Origin of the sequence: Oceaniferula spumae (assembly GCF_042849255.1) — a bacterium.
In the GTDB taxonomy this organism is placed as follows: Bacteria; Verrucomicrobiota; Verrucomicrobiia; order Verrucomicrobiales; family Akkermansiaceae; genus Oceaniferula; species Oceaniferula spumae.
In genome coordinates, this window is the sequence record NZ_AP026866.1 from 4626222 (window position 1) to 4648088 (window position 21867).

A 21867-nucleotide genomic window follows, 5' to 3' on the forward strand; every position below is an offset into this window, starting at 1 on the left:
TCATGTGCCACAAAATCGGCCTCCAGCTGTCCAGTCGGATGTAAAAAGGCCTGCTGCGCTGCCAAGACATGCAAGCCTGGTTGCACCAAAGCTTGTTGTGCCAAGAAAAAAGCATGTCCAACAGGATGCACTAAAGCCTGCTGTGCGAAAAAGCCATAGTTCGATCAGTTAGATACTAGTTAACTCATTTTCACACCCGGTGCTCTGACGTCATAGTCGGACGCCGGGTGTTTTTTGTCTTTCATTCCCTGAGACATGGCGCGATGACTGCCGCAGAGGAGTGGCGCCACTGCCTTGTTCATCATCATGGAAACGATCCACAGTCTGGAAGAATTACGATCAGTTAACGGGCCACTCCACCTCGCTCTTGGCGTATTCGATGGCGTGCATATCGGACATCAGGCAGTGATCGGTGCGGCCGTGGATGCGGCAAAGTCAGGTGGCGGCATCGCGGGCGTGCTCACCTTTGATCCGCATCCCATTCGGGTGTTGGCACCCCAAGTAGCCCCGCAGCGGATCTTGGCATCCCTGACGCATAAAAAAGAGCTGCTGAGTGATCTCGGTGTGGATCTGCTGGTCGTCATTCCTTTCACTCCGGAATTTGCTGAACTGGATGCACAAAGTTTCCTCGATGATATGAATGATGCCTGTGAGGACCTGAGAACTCTGGCGATGGGAGAGGACTGGAAATTTGGCAACAGACGTAGCGGAGACGTGAATCTTCTGCGCAGTTTTGGTCAGCAAAACGGCATTGATGTTAGGGCTCTGGGTGCGATCATGCTGGACGGAGAACGAGTGAGCAGCACTCGCATTCGTCAGGCTATTCGTGACGGAAACCTGACAGCCGCCGCAGCAATGTTAGGGCGTGAATACACTGTGCTTGGAACTGTCGTAGAAGGCCGGAAACTGGGGCGGCAGTTAGGTTTTCCTACAGCTAATCTCAGAGCACATAATGAACAGCTGCCATCCGACGGTGTCTGGGCGGTTGATGTGGCTTTGAAAGACGGCTCGATACATCGTGGAGCAGGTAACCTTGGAATGAGACCGACCGTAGAAAACGGTGAGGAACGAAGGATGTTAGAGGTTCACCTGTTAGGTTATTCGGGTGACTTATACGGACAGGACATGGAGGTTCGTTTTCTGCAAAGGGTGCGCGATGAAAAGAAATTTGATTCCTTGGACGAGTTGAAAGCGCAGATCGATAGGGATGTCGAATTCTGCCGGTCCTTTGAAGAAAGCTGATTTCTCGGCGTAGATTTGGGATAACAGATTGACCTCAGGCGCAGGCTATGGCTAGTGAATGGCATCCATCTATTATCATGAATCCACCTATCACAGTTTCAGTTACAGGTGCAGCCGGTCAGATCGGCTACGCGCTCCTTTTCCGCATCGCATCCGGCTCCATGTTTGGCCCTGAGCAGCCAGTCAATCTTCGTTTGATCGAGATCGAGCCTGGCATGAAGGCACTGCAAGGTGTGATCATGGAACTCGACGATTGCGCATTTCCTCTGCTCAACGAAGTCGTTGCTACCAGCGATCTCAATGAAGGATTTAAAGGTGCCAACTGGGCACTGCTAGTCGGTTCTGTGCCGCGCAAAGCAGGTATGGAGCGCGCTGACCTGCTTAACATCAATGGCAAAATTTTCACCGGCCAAGGACAAGCGATCGCTGCCAATGCCGCTGACGATGTTCGCGTGCTGGTCGTAGGAAATCCATGCAACACCAATGCTCTGATTGCCATGAACAATGCCGAAGGCGTTCCAAACGACCGATTTTTCGCCATGACTCGTCTCGATGAAAACCGTGCCAAGTCCCAGCTAGCTGAAAAGGCCGGGGTTCACAATCGCGACGTCAGCAATATGTGCATCTGGGGCAATCACTCCGCGACCCAGTATCCCGATTTCACCAATGCCAAGATTAATAACCAGCCTGTCACCGATGTCATTTCCGACACCAATTGGCTTCAAGGCGAGTTCATCTCTACCGTGCAGCAGCGTGGCGCCGCCATCATCGCAGCCCGTGGCGCATCCTCCGCTGCCTCGGCCGCCAATGGGGTGGTCGATACAGTCCGTAGCCTGACCACACCCACACCTGAGGGCGACTGGACCAGCGTCGCAGTCTGTTCCGATGGCTCCTATGGCATTGACGCCGGACTGATTGCCTCCATGCCGATCCGAGTGGATGCTGATGGTCGCTGGGATATCGTTCCCGGAGTTAAACTCGACGAGTTTTCAACCGCCAAGGTCGAAGCCTCCGTTCAGGAGCTCCGTGACGAACGCGATGCCGTTTCAGATCTGCTCGGCTAGGTGTAAGCCTCTGTGCTTGCTTATACCCGAGACTCAAGTTATGCGTTTCTCTATGAAATTGGCTGCTCTTTCTTGCCTGGCAATGCTGCTATTGGGCGCGTCTGTGTCCCGCCTTCAGGCCGCTGAATTGAAAATCGCCACGGTTGACGTGCGCGAAATTTTCGACAAGTGGAAGTATGCCACAGAATCGAAGGAGAAACTTGAAAAAGCCAGAGAAGCTCTCGAACGGGAGAATAACGAGCGTCTGGCTGTCATCAATGAGTATCAGATGATGCGTAGTAAAATGCATCAGAAATATCATGCCGATAAGGATTCCGTTAGTGCTGAGGAAAAAGCAAAACTTGACCGACAGTTCGTCAGTCTCGGACGTGATGCCTTTGCTCTCGAAGAGAACCGTCGGGACTTTTTCTCTAAGGCGAAACGCGCGCATGATCGCGAGGTGTCCAGTCAGTCGAAATTGATTTTGGATCGTATTACAGAGGCCGTGCAGGTCTACGCATTGGAGAAAAAATACGATATGGTGATCGAGATGGGGGGGTACACTACACGTAACGTGCCTTTGTTTGTTCACTTGGACTCGGCACAGGACATTACCGCCGTCATTATCAAACGACTGAACGAGTCAGGAAACTGATCGCTTCTCTAGCAGACCCACTGCCACATTTAATTTTTCATGAAACTCACATTGGAAGACCTCGTCTCACTCACCACGGGACGGATTGTTCGTCAGGGTGAGTCTACTGAACTTACTGGCATGGCTGCTCTGGATGAAGCTGGTCACGAAGACGTTTCCTTTCTGGGCAACGAAAAATACTACCAAGACTTTCTACAGACAAAGGCTGGGGTGATTTTAATCCCTCCCGGTGTTCCCGAAGACCCGGCACCGCCGGAGTCGGCGACTTTGATAGAGGTTGAAAACCCCTCGCACGCTTTTGGCGAAGTGGTGAAGAAATTTGTCACCGCGCACAGTAAGTTTGTCCCCGGCATTCACCCTGCTGCTTTTGTGGCGGAGGGTGTTAGCTTGAACCCTGATAAGGTCTCCGTCAAAGCGGGGGCTATTATTGAGTCTGGCGTCAGCATTGGTGATAGCACAGAGATCGGAGCCGGCGTCGTGGTCTGTGAGGATGTTGTCATCGGTGAAAACTGTGTGCTACACGCGAACTCAACGGTGCGTGAGCGATGTGTCCTTGGAAATCATGTGACGCTCCAGCCAGGTGCGGTGATTGGTTCAGATGGCTACGGCTACGCGCTGGTGGACGGAAAACATGAAAAAATCGATCAGGTGGGTATTGTGGTTTTGGAGGATCATGTCGACATCGGTGCCAATTCCACGGTGGACCGAGCCAGGTTTGGTAGAACCGTCGTAGGTGAAGGGACCAAATTAGATAATCTGGTTCAAATTGGCCACAATGTCAGGATTGGTAAACATTGTCTGATTGTGGCGCAGAGTGGATTGGCTGGTAGCACCCACATGGGGGATTATGTCACCATGGCCGCACAGACTGGCTCGGTGGGGCATGTGAAAATTCATGACCGTGCTGTGTTCACTGCTAGGGCTGTTGCTTCCAAAGACATGAAAGGCGATACCGTTTACATGGGAATGCCGGCGAGGCCCATTCAGGAGGAACAGAAGAAAAAAGCGGCTCTCGCCAGATTGCCCAAGCTCATTACCCAGGTTCGAGATCTGCAGAAGAGGGTGGACGAGATGGAGAAATAGCCAAAGGTCGTGAATTTCCTGTCTTTATGATTGGACTCGCTAGCCGTTTGGGTGCAAACAAGGCCCGCCTTCAAACAAAGGTTCATTAATTATGGATATCCAAATTGCTACTCTCTGTGACTTCGCTGCCGACTATAACGGCAAAATGGTGCTTTCCGGCACTTTCGACACACTCGCCGCCCAGGCTCTGCCTGTAGTTCATCCTCAGTGCTGCTTGGCACTTCGCCTCTGCATCACTCCCGAGGACAACGGCCAGCACAAGTTCTCCGTCAACATCATCGACGGCGATGGCAAGTCTCTTGACGACAAAATGCCGATCGATGCCGACATGCCTGTCGAGCTGCCAGACAACGTGCCATTCATGACCCGTAACCTGGTCCTCAACCTTCAAGGTCTGAAGTTCGCTGAAGCAGGATTTTACTCCATCGATATCAGCATCGATGACGAGCTCATTCAGCGCTTGCCACTCCGCATTGTCAAAGTTGACAAGCCTGAGCAGCAGCCTGCCTAACCCTCAATTCGGTGAACAGCTTCACCTCTCAACAAACCGGCCGGAAATATCGTTGCGCTCTGGTGACAGGCGCATCGTCCGGTCTCGGTGAGGAGTATGCCCGCCAGTTGGCACCATCGTGCGATGCACTGGTGCTGGTGGCTAGGCGAGGTGATTTGTTAGAAAAACTGGCTGCCGAACTTAGTGTTACCTCACCGGACACAGAAGTTCGCTGCCTAACATCGGATCTCACCGTGGAGGCGGAACGTACCGTCTTGGTGGAACGATGTGAGGAACTAGCTCTCAAACCTGATTTGTTAGTCAACAATGCTGGAATGGGTGACTATGGCGATTTTGCCAATGCCGATTGGTCGAAGCTGGATTCCATGCTCCAGGTCAACATCACAGCTCTGACGCATCTTTGCCATAGCTTTCTTCCAGGCATGATTGCCCGTGGCGAGGGGGCTATTGTCAATGTTAGCTCCTTAGCCAGTAAGCTGCCGATGCCTGATTTTGCGGTCTACGCGGCTACCAAGGCATACGTCAGTAGCTTCTCAGAAGCCCTTCGTCTGGAGCTTCGTGAGTTCAATATCCCAGTGCTCGCAGTTTGTCCTGGTCCGGTACACACCAACTTTGGGAAAGTGGCCATGCGCGACATCCAACGTGAAAGTTTGCCATCGCGTGAGGGTTTTTACGTAACGGCCGAAAAAGTAGTGTCGGACTCGATCCGGGCTCTGCATGCCGATCAAGCCCGCATCTATCCTGGCTGGAAAGTAGCCTTGCTCGCAGCGGGGATTTCCTTGCTGCCGATGGCTGTCTTGCGTGCAGTCGTGACGAATCGTCGCGGTAAATTATAGTTGTCGACTGTCGCCTGCTAGTAGTCTGGCGATAGGTAATCCATCGCCATGTTATATTACTGGGACATCATCGGCACCTTTTTCTTCTGTGTTTCAGGAGCACTGGCTGGGCGTCAGAAAGGCATGGATTTCTGGGGCGTTTTTGTCCTGGCCCTGGTTACCGGCACCGGCGGGGGAACATTGCGTTCGGTGATGATGGGCACGGTGCCGCCTCCGATTTTTATTGATCCAGCCTATGTCATTCTTGCTGCGATAGCCACCCCGTGCGCCACTCTGTTTCCAGTATTCTGGGAAAAATTCAATCGTGAGGTATCTGTGATGGATGCCTTTGGTCTTGGGATTTTTGTCTGTATCGGGACGGATGTCGCCGTTCAGCATGGTCTGAGTTGGTGGGCGGCTGCGGGGATGGGAGTGATCACCGCCACATTTGGTGGAGTAATTCGCGATGTCCTGCGCACCGAGGTTCCACTGATTTTCCGGAAGGAGATATACGCCACCGCAGCCTTGGCGGGAGCATTGCTGATGCTTGGATTGGAGCACTGGGGAGTGGGGAAAGCCGTTAGTATACCCATCACGGTGATCTTCACGGCCGGTGTCCGTTTGTTAGCTATCCGTTATGCGATCAACCAATCGTCCGGTTAGGCTCTCATCCGAGCGCAGGTTTGTTTTAATCTTCACGCGTTTTGTATTGCCCATGTGTCTACCTTGACTCAGTCTCACAGCCGTTATGAAAATGAAATCATCTATCGCGCTTGTTGCGTTTGGCGGGCTGTTTGTGCTCGCATCATGTAAAGAATCAACCACGAGCAATACCGGCTCCTCAGCAGAGTCCGAAAAGGGCAAATCAACAGCCGCAGTTGATCCAGAGGTTGCGGGCTATCTACTCTTTGACAGCTCGAAGACCCTTCCTGTGGGAACGGTCCGCACGGAAACCGAGGTCATGACCATGAAGGACTGCAAGTTGACCATGGAAATGCAGGGCCAGAAAATGGACGGCAGCATGACTCGTGTTGGCGAAAAAGTGAGCGTCTACACTGTCGACTCTGATGACAAGATCACCATGAAAGTCGAGAAAAGCGCTTCTGAAGGTTCCATGGTGATGATGGGCCAACAGCAAAACCAACCCAAGGAACTGGATGAACTTCACGAGAAGACCGTGGTTTTCACCAAAACTGATGGCGTATGGACTGGAAAACTCGATGGCGGCGAAGCCACCGAAAAACAACAGGAGAAAATCGAGAAAATTGCCAAGAAAATCAACGGCGACGGTGACTCCAAACATATTTACGGCACTGAACGTCGCAAAGTAGGCGACAGCTGGGACGCGGATACCTCAAAAATCACTTCCTTCGGTGATGACGGGCAGAAACTGAGCGGCACCTTCAAGGTGACCTTTGAGGGTGTGGAAACATTCAAAGACCAGAAATGCGCTGTGTTAGTGGCCGACGTCGATCTGACCTCACCCACCGGCGAGGGAGACATGGTCATGAAGGTCAAAGGCAAATTCCGCATTCACCGCTCACTCGAGCACCTCGTAGACCTTGAAAACGAGATGGAGGGAACCGTCACCATGAACGGCACGATCAATCAAGGGGCTGGAAAAATGACGGTTGAAGGACCGATGACGATGTCTGAGAAGACCGAACTCAAATTACCATAACTCGCCAGATTTCACCGGAAATCAGGCTCTGATAGAGTCAGGTCGACGCGAAAACAGGCGTTTTAGTTGAAAAAACAGCGTCATAGATCACAAAACAATCTTGTAAACGCCTAGTTGAGCGCGTATTTCCCTCTCGCCAACCTTTGGCAGGGAAATGCGCGCTTTTTTCATCCACAAGCGGCCCATCTGACATTTTTTCATGAACATCGACCTTACATTACCCGATGACGCACCATTCACTGACGAACAACGTCAGTGGCTGAATGACTTTCTCGCGAAGAAGCTCGCCGATGCCCAGCCTGCTCAAGGCCGGAAGATCACGATTCTCTGGGGCTCCCAGACAGGCAACGCGGAGAACCTCGCTAAAAAAACCGGCAAGTCACTGGCCAAGGTCGGGTTCACCCCGGACGTCGTCGATATGGCGGCTTATGATAAAACGAAGCTGGCATCTGAGGAGCATCTACTGATCATCACAAGTACTTACGGTGACGGTGATCCACCGGATAACGCCATGGACTTGCATGCATGGCTGATGAGCGATGCTGCCCCTAAGCTTGAAGGTCTGAAATACTCCGTGCTCGCGCTTGGCGACACCGATTACCCGGATTTCTGTATTTGCGGTATCGAATTTGACGAACGTCTGGCAGCTCTTGGTGCTGAGAAAATCCATGATCGTATCGACTGTGACGTCGATTTTGATGACAACTACGCGCTTTGGCGTTCCGGTGTACTCGCATCACTTGGCACCGAATCCGTGGCCACCGATTCTTCAGAAGATGAAGGACCGCAGGGATACGGCAAAAAGAATCCTTTCCCCTCGGAAATCCTCAAGAATTACAATCTCAACGGACCCGGTTCGGCGAAGCAGACCAACCACATCGAGCTTTCTCTGGATGGTTCAGAACTCGAGTATGAGGCCGGTGATGCGCTTGGCGTCATGGCACTAAACCCACCCGAACTGGTTGACGAAATCCTCGCGGGGCTTCCATTCAACACCAAGGACGAAGTGCCGCTTCCTGGCGGAGGTGAAGCACCTCTGCGAGACGCACTCATCGCGCACTACGATATCCGTAAGCTGACCAAGGCATTTTTGGTGGCTTGGCAGAAGCGCTCCGGATCGCCGATGTTGCGCGCCATCATCGAGTCAGATGACAAGGCCGCCATTGACGACTTTATCTGGGGCCGTGAACTCATCGATTTGGTTCTGGACCACCCGGCTGACTTTTCTGACGGCGAGGACTTTGTGTCCGTGCTGAAGAAACTCCAGCCGCGTCTCTACTCCATTGCCTCGAGCCCGAAAGCCCACCCTGGCGAAGTTCATCTGACAGTTGCCATCGTGCGCTACCACAGCCACTACCGCGATCGTGGTGGTGTTTGCTCCACCTTCCTTTCAGACCGTTCAGAAGGGCTCAAGCCTGGTGTTTTTGTCCACACCAACAAAGCTTTCCGTCTTCCTGAAAATACCGACACCGATGTCATCATGGTGGGCCCGGGAACAGGTATCGCTCCTTTCCGCGCCTTCCTCGAAGAGCGCCAAGCGACAGGAGCCAAAGGCCGTAACTGGCTGCTGTTTGGCGATCAGCATGTCAGCTCTGACTTCCTCTACGAAGAGGAGCTGAAAGCGATGCAGGAAAATGGCACACTGACCCGACTGGACACCGCGTTCTCTCGCGACCAGAAGGAAAAAATCTACGTGCAAACCCGCATGAAGGAAAATGCCGAGGAACTCTGGAACTGGCTTCAGTCCGGTGCCAGCTTCTACGTCTGTGGTGACGCATCACGCATGGCCAAAGACGTCGACGCCGCCCTCATTGAGATCGCCCAGGAACAAGGTGACATGAGCGAGCTGCAAGCCCTCGATTACATCAAGGAACTGCGCAAAGACAAACGCTACTGCCGCGACGTCTATTAAGGTGAGTGGCCCGACTTGGCCACTGATCAGCTCTGCAACCTGTCTTCAAAGTCTGCATTCAGCAGATCAAAGAGATTGCCGTCTGGATCACTGACGGTAACCACGCGACCTCCCCAAGGTTCATCGCGGATATCGCCGCTGAATTTTACGCCGTGTTCACGCAGTTCACGATGCAGACTGTCGACGTCATCGACGAGCATTTGCAAACCCGTGTGCGCTCGGTTGAACGGCTTGGTCCATTCATAAACTCGGACACCGAAGCCTTTACAGTCGAAATGTGCGTAGCGAGAAAACGGGTCTTCACCCTGAGCTACCATCGGTAATTCTAACAAATCACGGTAGAACGCGACAGATTTCTCGAAGTCCGATGCCGGAAAGGCGATGAAGCCAGCTCGTTTGATTTTCATAACCTGACCAACCTGCGTGATCTCGATCAGATCGTCACGGCAAAAAAGGGGGATTCGTTAGAAGCACACTTTACTGATTAGATACCCACTCATATTCAAGAGCGATCTGGTCTTCGATGGGGATTTGCAGATCATCCGGAAGCACACCCCAAGTGTAAGTTTCAATTTCGAAATGGCTGCAGAAGTTAGGGTTTTCGGCCAAGTATTTCAACGCGTCGACGGCATGGTCTTGAGTTGATTTCAAGGGCGCTTCGGGCTCCGAGTAGAGAGGGATGTGAAAGTGGATTCTTCCGGCGATGGCGTCCGGGTGGGAGGAGTTCGATTGTTCCAAATCAGCAAAAAAATCAGGCAAGTCCGGGTGTCTGGTCAGCCCTCTATTGTTATCTAACAAAATGACCTGATGAAAATAGGTAGGTTCATCGAAGTTGCGGATGGATTCCATGGCTTCATCTGATTGAGGATCAAATTCGAGAGCACTGGAGAGGTGAACCTTGGAAATTCTCAGTCCGGCATTGATCAGAGCATCGAGTGACTTTTTACAATCATCAAACTCCAGAGCAAAGTGACAGGTGTCGTAGTTGATACCGATGCGGCGTTTGACCATCTCCGGATCATCCACGGTCGCGAGGAAGCGATCGAAAAATGCCAGCGACTCCTCGGTGTTCTCAAAGTGTCCCAGCGGCTCCGGCTCCAGGCCAAGGTGGAGATCACGATCATATTGTTGGGAAAGCTCCTCAATTTTCACCGCACAACGCTCAAGGTTTGTGAAGATGGCCGCTTCATCAGCATGGAAAGTTTTGTGTGACCCTGGCAGAGTGGAAACTGAGCCATCGATGCCCTTTGGCACCAGCTGCGCGATGATTTCGAAAAGCTGAATGGTGTAGTCCAGACGCTCATCCGTGGTCCAGTCTGGCTGGAATACTTTTTCCTTCACCCGAGTGCCGTGGAAATCGCCGTAGGGGAATCCGTTGATGGTGAAAACGTAGCAGTTCTCTTTTTCTAACCATGCCTTGAAATCAGATAAGTTAGATTCCTCTAGCAGCTCACTGGCGGCACGGGCGGATAGACGCAGCCCGATGGCGTAGCCGCTTGGAGAGTCGGGTGTCAGGACTTTGTCGCGTACGGCGAGTGTGTGGGTCTTGAGAGCGTGTAGGGTTTCCTCCCAGCTTTCGGCCGGATGGATGTTTGTGCAGTAGGCAAGGTGAGCGTTGTGGAATTTCAAAACTGATATGTGAGTTTAAAGCTTAGATGGCCTCTACGTTGCGGATCTCGAGAATCTTGACCAATCCTGCAAACGGGTCTTTAAAAAAGAGCACGGCCTGCCGACCGATAACTTTGACCTCGATCATGCGGCCACGGGGATCAGGCTGGCGGTAATCGCCAACCGTTTCAGGGTTGCGCTCCAGCTGATCGATGAACGCGATCACCGGCTGCGGATTTCCAAGCCCATGCAGGTGATCAGCAGCATGGCTGTGGAGGTAGACGAGAGTGTTCATGGTTGGGTGATGGTAGGGCGGCATGGCTCATGCCGCCGGGCTACAGAATCAATCGTTGGAAATGCCGTCTAATGAGTCGGAGCCCTTAAGGGGTTGGGTAGTTGAATGACTTCGATCCGGCAGATTGAGGCCAATCTGCCCTACCAGACAGATCAGTCACTTAGTTTCTCCTTGGTTTTCTCCCAGGTAGGCCAGTTTTCCGGATCCGCGTCTTCGATGCGTTGGTGAATGGCGGGCATCACCAGCTTATTACGCTTCATCCGCTCCATCAGCAGAAAGCTTGCGATGTGATCCTGCTCGCTGTGTGAGAGTTTGCGAAGCGACGATTTGAGTTCCTCGAGTTGATCCAGATCCATGGCTACACTTTGAAGTTTTTAGACTGACTGAGGAATTTTACCGGATTGTCATACACCACCTTGTTGATGACCTCCGCACTGTGCTGGCGGCGTTTCATCTCGATGGCGCACTTGGCCACAGCCAGAGGATCGGAAATACCCCAGTCGCAGGCCGAGTTCATCCAGATGTTTTCCATGCCGAAGTTCTCGAGGATATCGATGGCGCGGGGTGGGGTGCATTTCGACTCAGGGTAGAGCGTCATGCCAGCCCAGAAGCCAGCGTCTAACACCAGACCGGCTGTGTGCTCTTCGACGTGGTCAATGATGACCTTGCCAGGATCGACCTGGGCATTTTTCAAGGCGTCCAAAATCAGCTTGGTGCCTTTGAGTTTGTCTTCTAAGTGTGGCGTGTGAATCAGGATAGGGAGGTCGTATTTTTTAGCGATCTCCACATGCTCCTCAAAAATCGCCAGCTCGCTGACGGTATTTTTGTTCAGCCCGATCTCACCGATGCCGAGCACCGTCGAGCGATCGAGAAAATCCGGAATAATCGCCATCACCTCACGGGCAAACCCAGCGTCTTCAGCCTCCTTCGGGTTGATGCAAAGCCAGCAGTAGTGATCGATTCCAAACTTCTTCGCTCTGGCAGGTTCATACTCCGTCAACTGACAGTAGTAATCGTAAAAGCCCTGAGGCGAGGAGCGGTCAAATCCAGCCCAGAACGCCGGTTCGCAAATAACTTCACAGCCAGCCATGGCCATGGCCTGGTAGTCGTCGGTCGTCCGGCTCACCATGTGAGCGTGTGGTTCGATGTATTTCATTACAGTAGTAAGTTATAAGTAGGCAGTATGCAGTCGCTTACGCGGTGATCCATGGTTTGGGATTGGTGATCATTTTTCCGAGCATTCGGCCGATTTGTTGATTAATGTCTTGGAGTCGCTGAATGGTTGAGGGGTCAATGTACTGGCAATCACGAGCAAAGTCCATGTGGGTATCAGTTTCTTGATTCTCTCCGTCGCAATCGGTGAGTTTACTAATGAAGTGTGCTTGGTAGCGCCGTTTTGCCCAAGCTTCTCGGAGATTGGCACACACGGATCTCGACGAACGTCTTATCTGGCTGGTCAGTGCGTATTTTTCTTCCGCAGGGAATTTCTTGCTCAATTCAAACAGTTCCATCGAAAGGCCGTAGGCCATTTTGTAAACCTCAAGCTCCTTCGCTGATGCTGCAAACTTTCCCATAATGATCAAATGTGAATACGAGACACCGACTACTGCCTACCTATAACTGACTACTCTTTCCCCACAGCGCCAAAAGCCCCTTGAATCGTTGCTTTAGCTAGCGGTTCTTCGGAGTGATCCGAAAGGGCTTCAAGAACGGCTTGCGCGCGAGGCATGTCGCCTGGCTCTAGCATTGCTTCGAGGGCTTTCAGGAATCCATCGTGGCGGAAATCGGTCTCTCCTTCACTTCGGTCGACGCGGTCTAGGAAAGCTGCGATATCGATGAGCTTGTAGCGCGAGTCCATGAAGTAGAGATCGAGCATGTCTTGCTTGTTGGGCATGAAATCAATGTAAATTCTAAATTCTAAATTCCAAATTCTAAATTTTAAGATACATCATGCGCATGAGCGAGAACGAACACAACCAAGACGAGCGCGACCTCGGACCGCAGCCACTTGATCGGATGATGGTGGAGTGGGGCATGGATAATCACGACATGGTCGAGGTTTCTACCGAGCAGCTGACGCACAAGCAGGTGCAAAAGGCCCGCAAAGGCCGCCGTCTAACGCTCAAGATGATGCAGAAGGTCACTCGCGCATTCAACGTCTGCATCTGGCATCGCCTGAACGCAGAGCAGAAGGAAGCATACTACGAATACATGCACCGCGACCTTTTCAACTACGCCAAGGGGCATAACGCAAATTGGGAAGATCCTAACAAGGGCATCCAAGAGGCTTTGGCAGAGAAGTAAGTTTGAAAATTGAGACGTGATGGACGTCGATTTTCTGATTATCGGTCAGGGTTTGGCTGGCAGCACTCTGGCAGTGGAACTGCTCAAGCGTGGTCAGCGGCTTTTGGTGGTCGATCGGCAGGACGCCGGATCTTCGTCACGCGTGGCGGCGGGGCTGGTGACGCCGCTCACTGGCAAGGGGCTGAATCCGGCATGGCGGCAGGAAAGATACCTTCCGGCGGCGGAGAGATTTTATCGACAGCTCGAAAATGAATCTGGTGAACAGCTCTACCATGCCACGGATGTTATCAGGCTGTTAGGCTCTGAAAAAGAGCGGATCAAATGGCTGAGTAAAGCTGAAGCACACCAGCGATGGGGTAATGATGCCGACTTGAGCCAGTGCCCGTTGAAATCAGAGCATGGAGCTATTGCCATGCATGAGGGGGCTTGGCTGGATACTCGGAAGTTTTTGGATGTGGTTAGGTCTCGCTTGACGGAAAATGATTCTTGGCGTGAAGACGATTTTAATGAAGCAGATGTGCAGTTCTCCGACGAAGAAGTTCGCTGGAAAGATGTGGTCGCGAAAAAAATCATCCTCTGCCAAGGCGCCTACGGGCTTGGGCAGGGAGGATGGTTTGGCGATATTCCACATCGCAGTGCCAAAGGCGAAATTCTGACGTTAAAAATAGAAGGTCTGTCTGAGGATACCCGCTACCATGCTAACGGCTGGATTGCTCCGCGGAATGATGGGTCTTGGAAAGCCGGTGCTACCTATGACTGGAATCAGCTCGATTCCGAACCGACCGAAAAAGGTCGAGCCGAGGTGCTATCAAAATTAGAGACCTGGTGTGATCTGCCGAAGGAAGTGGTTGGGCACGAAGCCGGAGTCCGTCCGATCATTCGGAACAGTCGACCGGTGATCGGTTTTCATTCTGACTATAAGCAACTAGGTTTTTTCAACGGCCTCGGTTCCAAAGGCTCGCTGATGGCTCCGGCTGTGGCAGCACACTTCGCTGAGGTATTGACCGGTGAGGCTGAGATCGATGCGGAGCTCGTCATTCCTGCCCAACAGAAATCTCAAAACCAGATTACTGGGAGCCTAATTCATACGGCACATCAATTAGTGACCGAGGTCGTTAGGCTTGGAGATCTTGTCGTGGATGCCACAGTTGGCAATGGGCATGACACCTTGTTTTTAGCCACTATTGTAGGCTCGGACGGTAAAGTCATCGGATTTGATATTCAGCAAGAGGCTATCGACTCTGCCCGGGTACGACTTCTCGAAGCGGGTATTCCTGCTGAGGGTGTGCAGCTTCATGTTAGGTCACATGATGAAATGCGAGAGGTTGTTGCGGACGAAGTTGCGGCGATCATGTTCAACCTTGGGTATTTACCCGGAGCAGACAAGTCGCTGATCACTAAGACTGATAGTTCTCTACGCGCGTTAGAGCAATCAGTCGAGTTGCTCAAAAGTGGCGGCCTACTCACCATCATGTGTTATCCTGGGCATGCGGGTGGCGATACAGAAGCCGCTGCGGTCAAAAAATGGGTGTCAGCGTTGCCGGTAGAAAAATTCAATGTGCAGCACTACGTGCGAGAAGGCTCTCGAGCCAGCACACCGTTTTTACTAACAGTTCATAAAAAGTAAACCGCCCGACGTCATGATGGACGAAGGGCGGTTCGGGTGATCTATCGCGGACTATATCTGATTTTCAGTATTGTTAGTCGGTCAGTTTAGAAGGGGAGTTTGTCAGCTTTATTGGCTTCCTTGATAGCCATCTTAAAGGGTTTCAATATTTCGGCGACCTTGTCTTTGTCGAAGCTGCCTTCAGCGGAGTAGTGCAGTTGAATGCCAGCGTTGACGTAAGCAGCAGTGAGACCATCGATTTTTTCCAAAGCCACACGGGCTTTTTCGTTGGTGTCCGCTCATCCTGTGCCGCTTACTTTCAAGTTGTAAGCTGAGTCTGGAATGGTCACGTCGGTTTTTTCATAGGAGTTGAGTTGGAGTCCTTTGTCGACGATGGCTTTAGTAGATTTCTTTTTATCAAGTTCCTTGCCGTCTTCCATGAGAACGGTGGCGCGTAGCCCGGAAATGAGGACGTCTTTAACGCCGTCGAGTTCTTTGAGTGCCGAACTGGCTCTCGTAGCAATTCCTCAGCCCTTGCCGCTCACCATGAGGACGTAGACGGGGATTTTTTTTACGGCTGCTGCCTGCTCAGAGGCGGGCTTGACTGCGGTGGCTGCATCATCGGCGGATACTGGAAGTATCGCCAGGCCAAAGGCGGCCAGTGCAGTGATGGGAATAGTAGTTTTCATATTAGTAATGTAGATTTCGTTTATTTGGATCGATGTTTTGCCAACATAAGACGAGTCTGCGATAGACAGTACATACTTAATCCACGGTCACTTTCTTGCAAGTAGCGAAGTGAGTGGAAAATCAGCAGTCTATTGTAACTGATTGGAATTCCAATGCGAGCTAGTGTCCTCTCAACAACCTGATGAGATAAGACGGAACCAATGCAAAACATGATGAAAAAACGCCGCCCCTCTCTGGGAGTATGCGGCGTCAAACCTCTGAGCAGGGAGATTCATCAGCATCTCATAGCCAGCTACATCATGTGGCCGGTGCTTATTGTGATGGGTGGGTTTTCCACTCACATCAGCTTCTATGTCGCTGTATGTGCTTCTTTTCTGGTGCTGGGCTTCCTGTTCTACAATCTGCTCGTGGCCATGGTTCAAATGGCCCATGACGAAAAGAAACGGCTGCGCATTAGCCAGTGGATTTTCTACATCACACTCGGGCTGCTGACCCTACGCTTGATGTGGATCGTGAGCTGATATTTGCCGGCTATTCTTGGGTCCGGTCGTAGTTTTTCATGCTGGAGAGAGCATGCATATGATCGGAGTAACCTTTGTGCCATTTGGTTTCGCCGCTGATGTGTAGTGCGACGCCTGATTTAGGCGCAAAGAGCAGAATATTATCCGGATCAGCTTTTGAGTCCTGCCCATAGTAGTAATACCAGCCTTCGCCCTCAGCAGTCAGGAGATCATCCAGTGATGTGATGTACCCTTCATCAACTAGTGTGCCCAGCGTCGGTGGAAATTTTCCATGCTCCTTCTCGTAGGCTAACAGATGAGTGTGGAGTATTTTGGCACGGTTCATTTCGTCTATACTCTCCGCTTTCTGTTTTTGCTTCATAACTACAGGCGTCGCGATAGCTGCGGCCATGGCAATAAGGCAGATGGCGAAGGTTAGATAACCTAAAATCATGCCAGCAATGGCCATGCCTTTGCCCGTTAGTTGTTGTCCCGATTTCTTGATCTGAGACAAGGCCATGTGGCCACAGATGATGGCCGCGAGACTGCCAATAAAGATAGGCACGAAAGAGGCGATGCCACAGACGAGGCTAGCGATCGCCAAGCCCGATGTCCGCCCGGGGGCGACGTTGGGATATGCTGGTGGGGGCTGCTGGAGCATCGGAGTTTTCGGTTATTCGACTTCCACGATCATATTGATCTCAACGGACACATTCAGAGGAAGGGCGGCGGCGCCCATGGCGGTGCGGGAATGCACTCCTTTGTCTCCGAAAATCTCGACTAACAGATCAGAGCATCCATTGATCACGGCGGGGTGCTGATAGAAGTCCGGTTCCGAGTTCACAAAGCCGCCGACATTCACAATGCGGGTGACTTTATCCAGATCTCCGATCTCGGCTTTGACGACCGCGAGACGGTTCAGGGTGATTAGTCTGGCTGCTTCTTGGGCTGTTTCCAATGAAGTGTCGGTGGGGACTTTACCTTTGTAGGTTTCATCATCGAGCGGTGGGATGCCACCGGCGAGAAAGAGAAGATTGCCTGAGCGGACGCAGTTCACATAGGAGCCTGCGGGGGCTGGGGCTTCTGGCAGCGCATGGCCGAGTTCTTGGATGCGGGATTCGATGTTCATTTTTTGAAGAGGTAGCTGGTTGACTGAGATGTGTATTCTCAACAGGGGCTGCGAGTGGATGCTATGCTGTTAGACATCAGGCTTTCTGGCTGAGAGCGGCGGCTACGAAGCCTGAGAATAGTGGGTGAGGGTGATTCGGTTTGGATTGGAACTCGGGGTGAAACTGAGCTCCGATGTAGAAAGGATGATTGGGAATCTCGACGATTTCCACCAAGCCTTGGTCAGCAGATACCGAGCTGATTTTCAGTCCCGCATTTTCAATTTGTTCACGGTAAGCGGGATTAAACTCGTAACGGTGACGGTGGCGTTCGCTGATCGATTCGCTACCGTAGAGTTCGGCGGCTTTGGTGCCGGGGTAGACGATGGAGTCGCTGGCTCCGAGTCTCATGGTTGCTCCAAGATCTTCGACGCCTTGTTGTTCTTCTTGAAGGCAAATTACAGGGTGCTCAGTGTCTTTATCAAATTCGGTGGAATTGGCCGAGGCCAGACCACAGACGTTGCGGGCAAATTCGATGGTGGCGATTTGCATTCCCAGGCAGATGCCAAAGTAAGGGATCTTGTTCTCGCGAGCGAATTTGGCGGTGAGAATCTTGCCCTCAGTTCCCCGGTCCCCAAATCCTCCAGGAATAAGAATTCCGTGCATGCCTGATAGGTGCTGAACAGCGCCCTCGTTCTCAATCGCCTCGGCCTCTACGCGGGTGATGGTCACGCGGGTATCGTGGCTAGCTCCGGCGTGAGTGAGGGATTCGTAGATAGATTTGTAGGCGTCCTGAAGCTCAATGTATTTGCCAACCACAGCAATATTGACCTCATGGGTGGGATTGATGATGCGATCGACAAAGGCGCGCCACTCCTTGAGGTCGGGAGTTTCGGATTCGATACCGAGTTTGTCCGTGACCAAGCGATCGAGCTTATCGCGGCGCAAGTCGAGTGGGCACTCGTAGATGGTGTGGTCGACATCGCGGAAGGCGACTACATTCTTCGCTTCGACGTTACAGAACATGGCGATTTTCCGGCGGTTGTCCTCGTCAAGGTCATGTTCGGTGCGGCAAACGACGATGTCTGGTTGAATTCCAATCTCACGGAGTTTGGCTACCGATTGTTGGGTCGGTTTGGTTTTGATTTCGCCAGCAGCACGGATGCGAGGCAGCAGCGTCACGTGGATGAAACAGACATTATCGCGACCGACTTCGAGAGAGAACTGACGAAGCGCCTCTAGGAAAAGGTGCCCTTCGATATCTCCGACGGTGCCACCAATTTCAGTGATGATCACATCTGCGTCTGAGCGAAGGGTGACATCATTGATACGAGCTTTGATCTCATCGGTGCAGTGGGGAATGAACTGCACGGTTTTTCCAAGATATTCACCTCGGCGTTCCTTGCGGATGACATTTTCAAAGACTTGGCCAGAAGTGAGGTTATTGAATCGGGTCAGAGTGCAGTTCGTGAAGCGTTCGTAGTGGCCTAGATCGAGGTCGGTCTCGGCGCCGTCATCGAGCACGTAAACCTCACCGTGCTGAAAGGGTGACATGGTGCCTGGGTCGACATTCAGGTAGGGGTCGAATTTCTGTAGGATGACAGAAAGCCCCCGGTGTTCGAGCAGTGTGCCCAGCGAGGCTGCGGCGAGTCCTTTTCCGAGTGAGGAAACGACGCCTCCGGTGACGAAAATATATTTAGTGGGCTGTGGCATGGAATGTAGGATGGTGAATTTTTGAATGATGGACTACCGGAGGAGGGCTTCGATCTGTTGGGCTTGTTCGAGGGTATCAACGCCGGGTGACTCGTCGCTGGTGATAAGGACTTTAATGCGGGCCCCATTTTCCAGGGCTCGAAGTTGTTCAAGCGACTCGGCAAGTTCGAGTGGCGAAGGAGCCCAAGTGACGAATTTTTCCAAGAAATCTCGACGATAAGCGTAAATTCCTTTGTGTCGATATAGCTGAAGCTCTGGGCTTTCTGAACGGCGGTAGGGCAGGGGGCTGCGGGAGAAATACAGAGCGTCTCCGTTGAGGGCGAGCACCACCTTGACCACGTTAGGGTCGGACACCAGAGCGTCGTCGGTAAGAGGGTTGGCTGCGGTGGCAATGGAAATTCCTGAGTCGGCTAGAAGAGCTTCGCCTAATTGGTCGATTAACTCAGGATCGATCAAAGGTTCGTCACCCTGTATATTGATGACGTGGGTTACATCGGGTAACGCGGAGGCGGCTTCGGCGATGCGGTCCGTTCCTGTCGGATGATCGGCCGAGGTCATCACGACTTTGGCACCAAATTCGATGCAGGCTTTCTCGATGCGTGAGTCGTCGGTAGCAATGACCACATCATCTAGAACTTTGCACCGCTGGCACCTTTCCCAAACATGCTGAACCAAAGGTTTTCCTGCGATCGCATGAAGCGGCTTTCCGGGGAAACGGGTCGAGGCCCAGCGAGCTGGGATGATGCCAAGAATACGATGTTTTCCAGAGGTAGCCACGTTGCTCAAATCTGGAAGTGAGTTATGAACGACCGACTCTAAACGACAAGACTCTTTTGGAAATAGTTTGAAGTTTTTAGTTTGTAGATTGAACAGCCCCACGGCTCTGCTAGCCTCCGCGCCCATGGAGAAGCAGGTTCACGAATTTTTTACATACTGGGACTGGGCGGTCATCATTGGTTACTTGATTTTAACAACTGTCGTTGGCCATGCCATGCGAGGGAAGCAAGGGACCATTCGCGACTTCTTTCTGGGTGGACGTTCGTTACCTTGGCCCGCAGTCTGCGGCTCGATCATAGCCACCGAGATTAGTGGTGTGACATTCATCGGTGTCGCTGGGGGGCTCTTTGCGCTGCACGGAAATTTCACTTACTTAATATGGGGGCTCGGATCTGTGATGGGGCGGGTCATTGTGGCCAAATATTTTGTGCCCGTTTTTTACGAACAGGAAATCTACAGTCCGTATGACTACATGGGCCGGCGTTTGGGGAGCACGGTGAAGACACTTGCGACCGTCGTTTTCACTATTGGAAGTATATTGGGCCAAAGTGTCCGGGTTTTTGTAGCAGCCATTCCTCTTCAGGTGGTGACAGGTTTACCGATCTGGATTTGTATTATCATTATCGGTTTGTTCGCGATCGGCTGGACCCTGATGGGCGGCATGCGCACGGTGATTTGGACGGATGTGATGCAGTTTGGATTGTTCACATTTGGCGGACTCTTGGCTCTGTTCTATATCGTCAGCGGCCTGAATGGAGGATGGGGGGAATATTGGGAAACAGCGAACAATCTGGGGAGAACCATCACTTGGGACGACCGATGGGGCTTCACTGCTAACCTACAATTCACTCTTTGGGTCGCTATTCTGGCGGTGCCATTCCAGAATATGACCGCCTTCGGAGTAGATCAGCTGAATGCCCAGCGGATGTTCTGTTGTAAAAACCAAAAGGACGCACAGAAGGCTCTGGTCTGGAGTTCTGTTGGCCAGGCTCTGACACTGCTAATGCTCCTCGTGGGAGCTGGGCTGGTGGTGCATTATGACAAAAATCCATTCACTCCAGCAGAGGGAGCTGTGGTGATGAAAATCGAGAAACAGGCACCCGATGGACGGATTGTTTCTGCGGCTCAGATGGAAACGAGCGAGAAGCTGGCGATCGCTACCGAAAAAATGGCTGCGGCTCCGCGTATCGAACGGAAAGGGGCGACTGAAAAATCCGCGGACGGGCAGAGTCGGGTTGTGTTGGACCCCGATGGTGTGTCCAACGTGGCGAAACCGGACAAACCGGATAACGTCTTTCCCATGTGGATCGTCACGGTCTTACCCGTTGGATTGAGTGGTCTGATCTTGGCTGGGGTCTTTGCTGCCGCAATTTCCAGCCTGGACTCTATTTTGGCGGCTTTAAGTCAGACGACGCTCTCTCTGATGTATCACCCGGAGTCGAAAACTGACGAGGAACTTGACCGTCTGAATCTCGTTGTAAAATCCCGATGGCTCGTGGTGATGTGGGGAGTCGGTTTAACTCTCTTCACACTGCTGTTAGTCAAGGTGAGCGAGGGGGTGGCTGTACTGCCATTGGCGTTTGGAATGACCGCTTACACGATGGGTCCTCTGTTAGGTTTATTCTTGGCATCAATGACAGGTCGAGCCAGTGCACGAGGACTCATTGTTGGTGTCACAATTTCCTTCCTGTTAGTGCTGCTCATTCGGAACGATGTGTGGGTGTTGATCGTGGGTAATTGGCAGTGGTTGGCAGAGACCTTGGCCAGCCTCCCTACATACGATCTAACAGAGACTGTTTTGGCGGATGGATCGATCAAATACGGATTGAAACCTGTCTACTATTTTGGGTGGGCCTGGCCAATCACTACTCTCCTGACGCTAGTTTGTGGCATGGTGATTCCCGGTAAAAAGAAAGTGAATTAGAGGAGGTGTTCTGAAACAACGAGTTAACGGCTTCCTGTTTTGTTAGAGGGCTGAATTGTGGGGCGCAATCCCTGCAATCCACCAATCCACGGGGGCTGAACGGCCTCCGTGTTTTTCGTGATAGAGCCAATATTACTCGGTGTTAGATGGTCGGTTCACAGCGATGTTTTGGAATTCCTTACTAAATTTTGAGTCAAGTTTTTAAAAAAGTTCGTGTGGAACCATTGTGGAAACAGGGGTTTATCTGTCGGGAGATGTGAAGATGTTAAAAAGTTTTGCCCTAAGCCCTCTGAGGAACTTTGATGTGACCGTTACTCGCTGCCTGACGACGCTCAGACGCCCCCCGCGGTAAGTGACCTGCTCCGCTACTTAATCTATCCACTTATTTTTTTGACACCCCCC

27 protein-coding genes are annotated in these 21867 nt (G+C 52.0%); 13 read left to right on the forward strand and 14 right to left on the reverse strand.

What is annotated here, in order from left to right:
- The first annotated feature begins 306 nt into the window (after window positions 1-306).
- From ACSPJT_RS19800 to ACSPJT_RS19840, 9 genes are all read left to right on the forward strand, one after another.
- On the forward strand, window positions 307-1242 hold the full coding sequence (locus ACSPJT_RS19800) for a bifunctional riboflavin kinase/FAD synthetase (RefSeq protein ID WP_435894293.1): 936 nt from the start codon (window positions 307-309) through the stop codon (window positions 1240-1242).
- 77 nt (window positions 1243-1319) lie between these two features.
- Window positions 1320-2306: a malate dehydrogenase gene (locus ACSPJT_RS19805; RefSeq protein WP_435894294.1), complete on the forward strand. Its 987-nt coding sequence runs from the start codon at window positions 1320-1322 to the stop codon at window positions 2304-2306.
- A 52-nt stretch (window positions 2307-2358) separates the two neighbouring features.
- Window positions 2359-2940, forward strand: coding sequence for an OmpH family outer membrane protein (locus tag ACSPJT_RS19810; RefSeq protein ID WP_435894295.1), 582 nt, complete (start codon window positions 2359-2361; stop codon window positions 2938-2940).
- A gap of 39 nt (window positions 2941-2979) precedes the next feature.
- Window positions 2980-4023, forward strand: coding sequence for a UDP-3-O-(3-hydroxymyristoyl)glucosamine N-acyltransferase (gene lpxD / locus ACSPJT_RS19815; RefSeq protein WP_435894296.1), 1044 nt, complete (start codon window positions 2980-2982; stop codon window positions 4021-4023).
- A gap of 91 nt (window positions 4024-4114) precedes the next feature.
- Window positions 4115-4534, forward strand: coding sequence for a DUF6941 family protein (locus tag ACSPJT_RS19820; protein WP_435894297.1), 420 nt, complete (start codon window positions 4115-4117; stop codon window positions 4532-4534).
- An 11-nt stretch (window positions 4535-4545) separates the two neighbouring features.
- The gene (locus ACSPJT_RS19825; RefSeq protein ID WP_435894298.1) at window positions 4546-5370 is read left to right on the forward strand and encodes an SDR family NAD(P)-dependent oxidoreductase; all 825 of its coding nucleotides are present in this window, start codon (window positions 4546-4548) and stop codon (window positions 5368-5370) included.
- 48 nt (window positions 5371-5418) lie between these two features.
- Window positions 5419-6012: a trimeric intracellular cation channel family protein gene (locus ACSPJT_RS19830; protein WP_435894299.1), complete on the forward strand. Its 594-nt coding sequence runs from the start codon at window positions 5419-5421 to the stop codon at window positions 6010-6012.
- A gap of 91 nt (window positions 6013-6103) precedes the next feature.
- Window positions 6104-7030 (forward strand): hypothetical protein, encoded by a 927-nt coding sequence (locus tag ACSPJT_RS19835; protein WP_435894300.1) that lies wholly within the window; start codon window positions 6104-6106, stop codon window positions 7028-7030.
- A gap of 199 nt (window positions 7031-7229) precedes the next feature.
- Entirely contained in the window at window positions 7230-8942 is a 1713-nt protein-coding gene (locus ACSPJT_RS19840) for a sulfite reductase subunit alpha (RefSeq protein ID WP_435894301.1), read from the forward strand.
- A gap of 26 nt (window positions 8943-8968) precedes the next feature.
- On the opposite strand, the gene ACSPJT_RS19845 is transcribed toward ACSPJT_RS19840, so the two are convergent.
- From ACSPJT_RS19845 to ACSPJT_RS19875, 7 genes are all read right to left on the reverse strand, one after another.
- Window positions 8969-9349 (reverse strand): VOC family protein, encoded by a 381-nt coding sequence (locus ACSPJT_RS19845; protein ID WP_435894302.1) that lies wholly within the window; start codon window positions 9347-9349, stop codon window positions 8969-8971.
- A gap of 70 nt (window positions 9350-9419) precedes the next feature.
- Complete coding sequence (eboE, locus tag ACSPJT_RS19850) at window positions 9420-10571, reverse strand: metabolite traffic protein EboE (protein WP_435894303.1); 1152 nt, start codon at window positions 10569-10571, stop codon at window positions 9420-9422.
- Window positions 10572-10593: 22 nt separating this feature from the next.
- Entirely contained in the window at window positions 10594-10845 is a 252-nt protein-coding gene (locus ACSPJT_RS19855; protein ID WP_435894304.1) for a hypothetical protein, read from the reverse strand.
- Between the two features lie 152 nt (window positions 10846-10997).
- Window positions 10998-11201: a hypothetical protein gene (locus tag ACSPJT_RS19860; protein ID WP_435894305.1), complete on the reverse strand. Its 204-nt coding sequence runs from the start codon at window positions 11199-11201 to the stop codon at window positions 10998-11000.
- A gap of 2 nt (window positions 11202-11203) precedes the next feature.
- A complete protein-coding gene (locus ACSPJT_RS19865) occupies window positions 11204-12001 on the reverse strand; it encodes a TatD family hydrolase (protein ID WP_435894306.1) in 798 nt (265 codons plus the stop codon).
- A gap of 37 nt (window positions 12002-12038) precedes the next feature.
- Window positions 12039-12419: a four helix bundle protein gene (locus ACSPJT_RS19870; RefSeq protein ID WP_435894307.1), complete on the reverse strand. Its 381-nt coding sequence runs from the start codon at window positions 12417-12419 to the stop codon at window positions 12039-12041.
- A 50-nt stretch (window positions 12420-12469) separates the two neighbouring features.
- A complete protein-coding gene (locus tag ACSPJT_RS19875) occupies window positions 12470-12739 on the reverse strand; it encodes a hypothetical protein (RefSeq protein ID WP_435894308.1) in 270 nt (89 codons plus the stop codon).
- A 62-nt stretch (window positions 12740-12801) separates the two neighbouring features.
- Between ACSPJT_RS19875 and ACSPJT_RS19880 the strand changes: the two genes are divergently transcribed.
- The gene (locus ACSPJT_RS19880) at window positions 12802-13149 is read left to right on the forward strand and encodes a hypothetical protein (RefSeq protein ID WP_435894309.1); all 348 of its coding nucleotides are present in this window, start codon (window positions 12802-12804) and stop codon (window positions 13147-13149) included.
- Window positions 13150-13168: 19 nt separating this feature from the next.
- Entirely contained in the window at window positions 13169-14776 is a 1608-nt protein-coding gene (locus ACSPJT_RS19885; protein ID WP_435894310.1) for an FAD-dependent oxidoreductase, read from the forward strand.
- Between the two features lie 86 nt (window positions 14777-14862).
- On the opposite strand, the gene ACSPJT_RS19890 is transcribed toward ACSPJT_RS19885, so the two are convergent.
- The 3 genes from ACSPJT_RS19890 to ACSPJT_RS19900 form a co-directional block, all read right to left on the reverse strand.
- Window positions 14863-15030, reverse strand: coding sequence for a hypothetical protein (locus ACSPJT_RS19890; protein ID WP_435894311.1), 168 nt, complete (start codon window positions 15028-15030; stop codon window positions 14863-14865).
- A 24-nt stretch (window positions 15031-15054) separates the two neighbouring features.
- Window positions 15055-15195, reverse strand: coding sequence for a hypothetical protein (locus ACSPJT_RS19895; RefSeq protein WP_435894312.1), 141 nt, complete (start codon window positions 15193-15195; stop codon window positions 15055-15057).
- Window positions 15196-15282: 87 nt separating this feature from the next.
- Window positions 15283-15444 (reverse strand): hypothetical protein, encoded by a 162-nt coding sequence (locus tag ACSPJT_RS19900; protein ID WP_435894313.1) that lies wholly within the window; start codon window positions 15442-15444, stop codon window positions 15283-15285.
- A 210-nt stretch (window positions 15445-15654) separates the two neighbouring features.
- Here ACSPJT_RS19900 and ACSPJT_RS19905 point away from each other — a divergent pair, with 210 nt between their 5' ends.
- Window positions 15655-15966 carry a hypothetical protein gene (locus ACSPJT_RS19905; RefSeq protein ID WP_435894314.1) on the forward strand — a complete coding sequence of 104 codons (312 nt, stop codon included), beginning with the start codon at window positions 15655-15657 and terminating at the stop codon, window positions 15964-15966.
- 10 nt (window positions 15967-15976) lie between these two features.
- Here ACSPJT_RS19905 and ACSPJT_RS19910 read toward each other — a convergent pair whose 3' ends face one another.
- The 4 genes from ACSPJT_RS19910 to kdsB all read right to left on the reverse strand — a co-directional run bounded on the left by ACSPJT_RS19910 (window position 15977) and on the right by kdsB (window position 19541).
- Window positions 15977-16606: a DUF4190 domain-containing protein gene (locus ACSPJT_RS19910; protein ID WP_435894315.1), complete on the reverse strand. Its 630-nt coding sequence runs from the start codon at window positions 16604-16606 to the stop codon at window positions 15977-15979.
- A gap of 12 nt (window positions 16607-16618) precedes the next feature.
- The gene (locus ACSPJT_RS19915) at window positions 16619-17074 is read right to left on the reverse strand and encodes a RidA family protein (protein ID WP_435894316.1); all 456 of its coding nucleotides are present in this window, start codon (window positions 17072-17074) and stop codon (window positions 16619-16621) included.
- A 76-nt stretch (window positions 17075-17150) separates the two neighbouring features.
- The gene (locus ACSPJT_RS19920; RefSeq protein WP_435894317.1) at window positions 17151-18764 is read right to left on the reverse strand and encodes a CTP synthase; all 1614 of its coding nucleotides are present in this window, start codon (window positions 18762-18764) and stop codon (window positions 17151-17153) included.
- 33 nt (window positions 18765-18797) lie between these two features.
- Entirely contained in the window at window positions 18798-19541 is a 744-nt protein-coding gene (gene kdsB, locus ACSPJT_RS19925) for a 3-deoxy-manno-octulosonate cytidylyltransferase (protein WP_435894318.1), read from the reverse strand.
- A gap of 88 nt (window positions 19542-19629) precedes the next feature.
- On the opposite strand from kdsB, the gene ACSPJT_RS19930 reads away from it, so the two are divergent.
- The gene (locus tag ACSPJT_RS19930; RefSeq protein WP_435894319.1) at window positions 19630-21465 is read left to right on the forward strand and encodes a sodium:solute symporter family transporter; all 1836 of its coding nucleotides are present in this window, start codon (window positions 19630-19632) and stop codon (window positions 21463-21465) included.
- Window positions 21466-21867 lie beyond the last annotated feature (402 nt).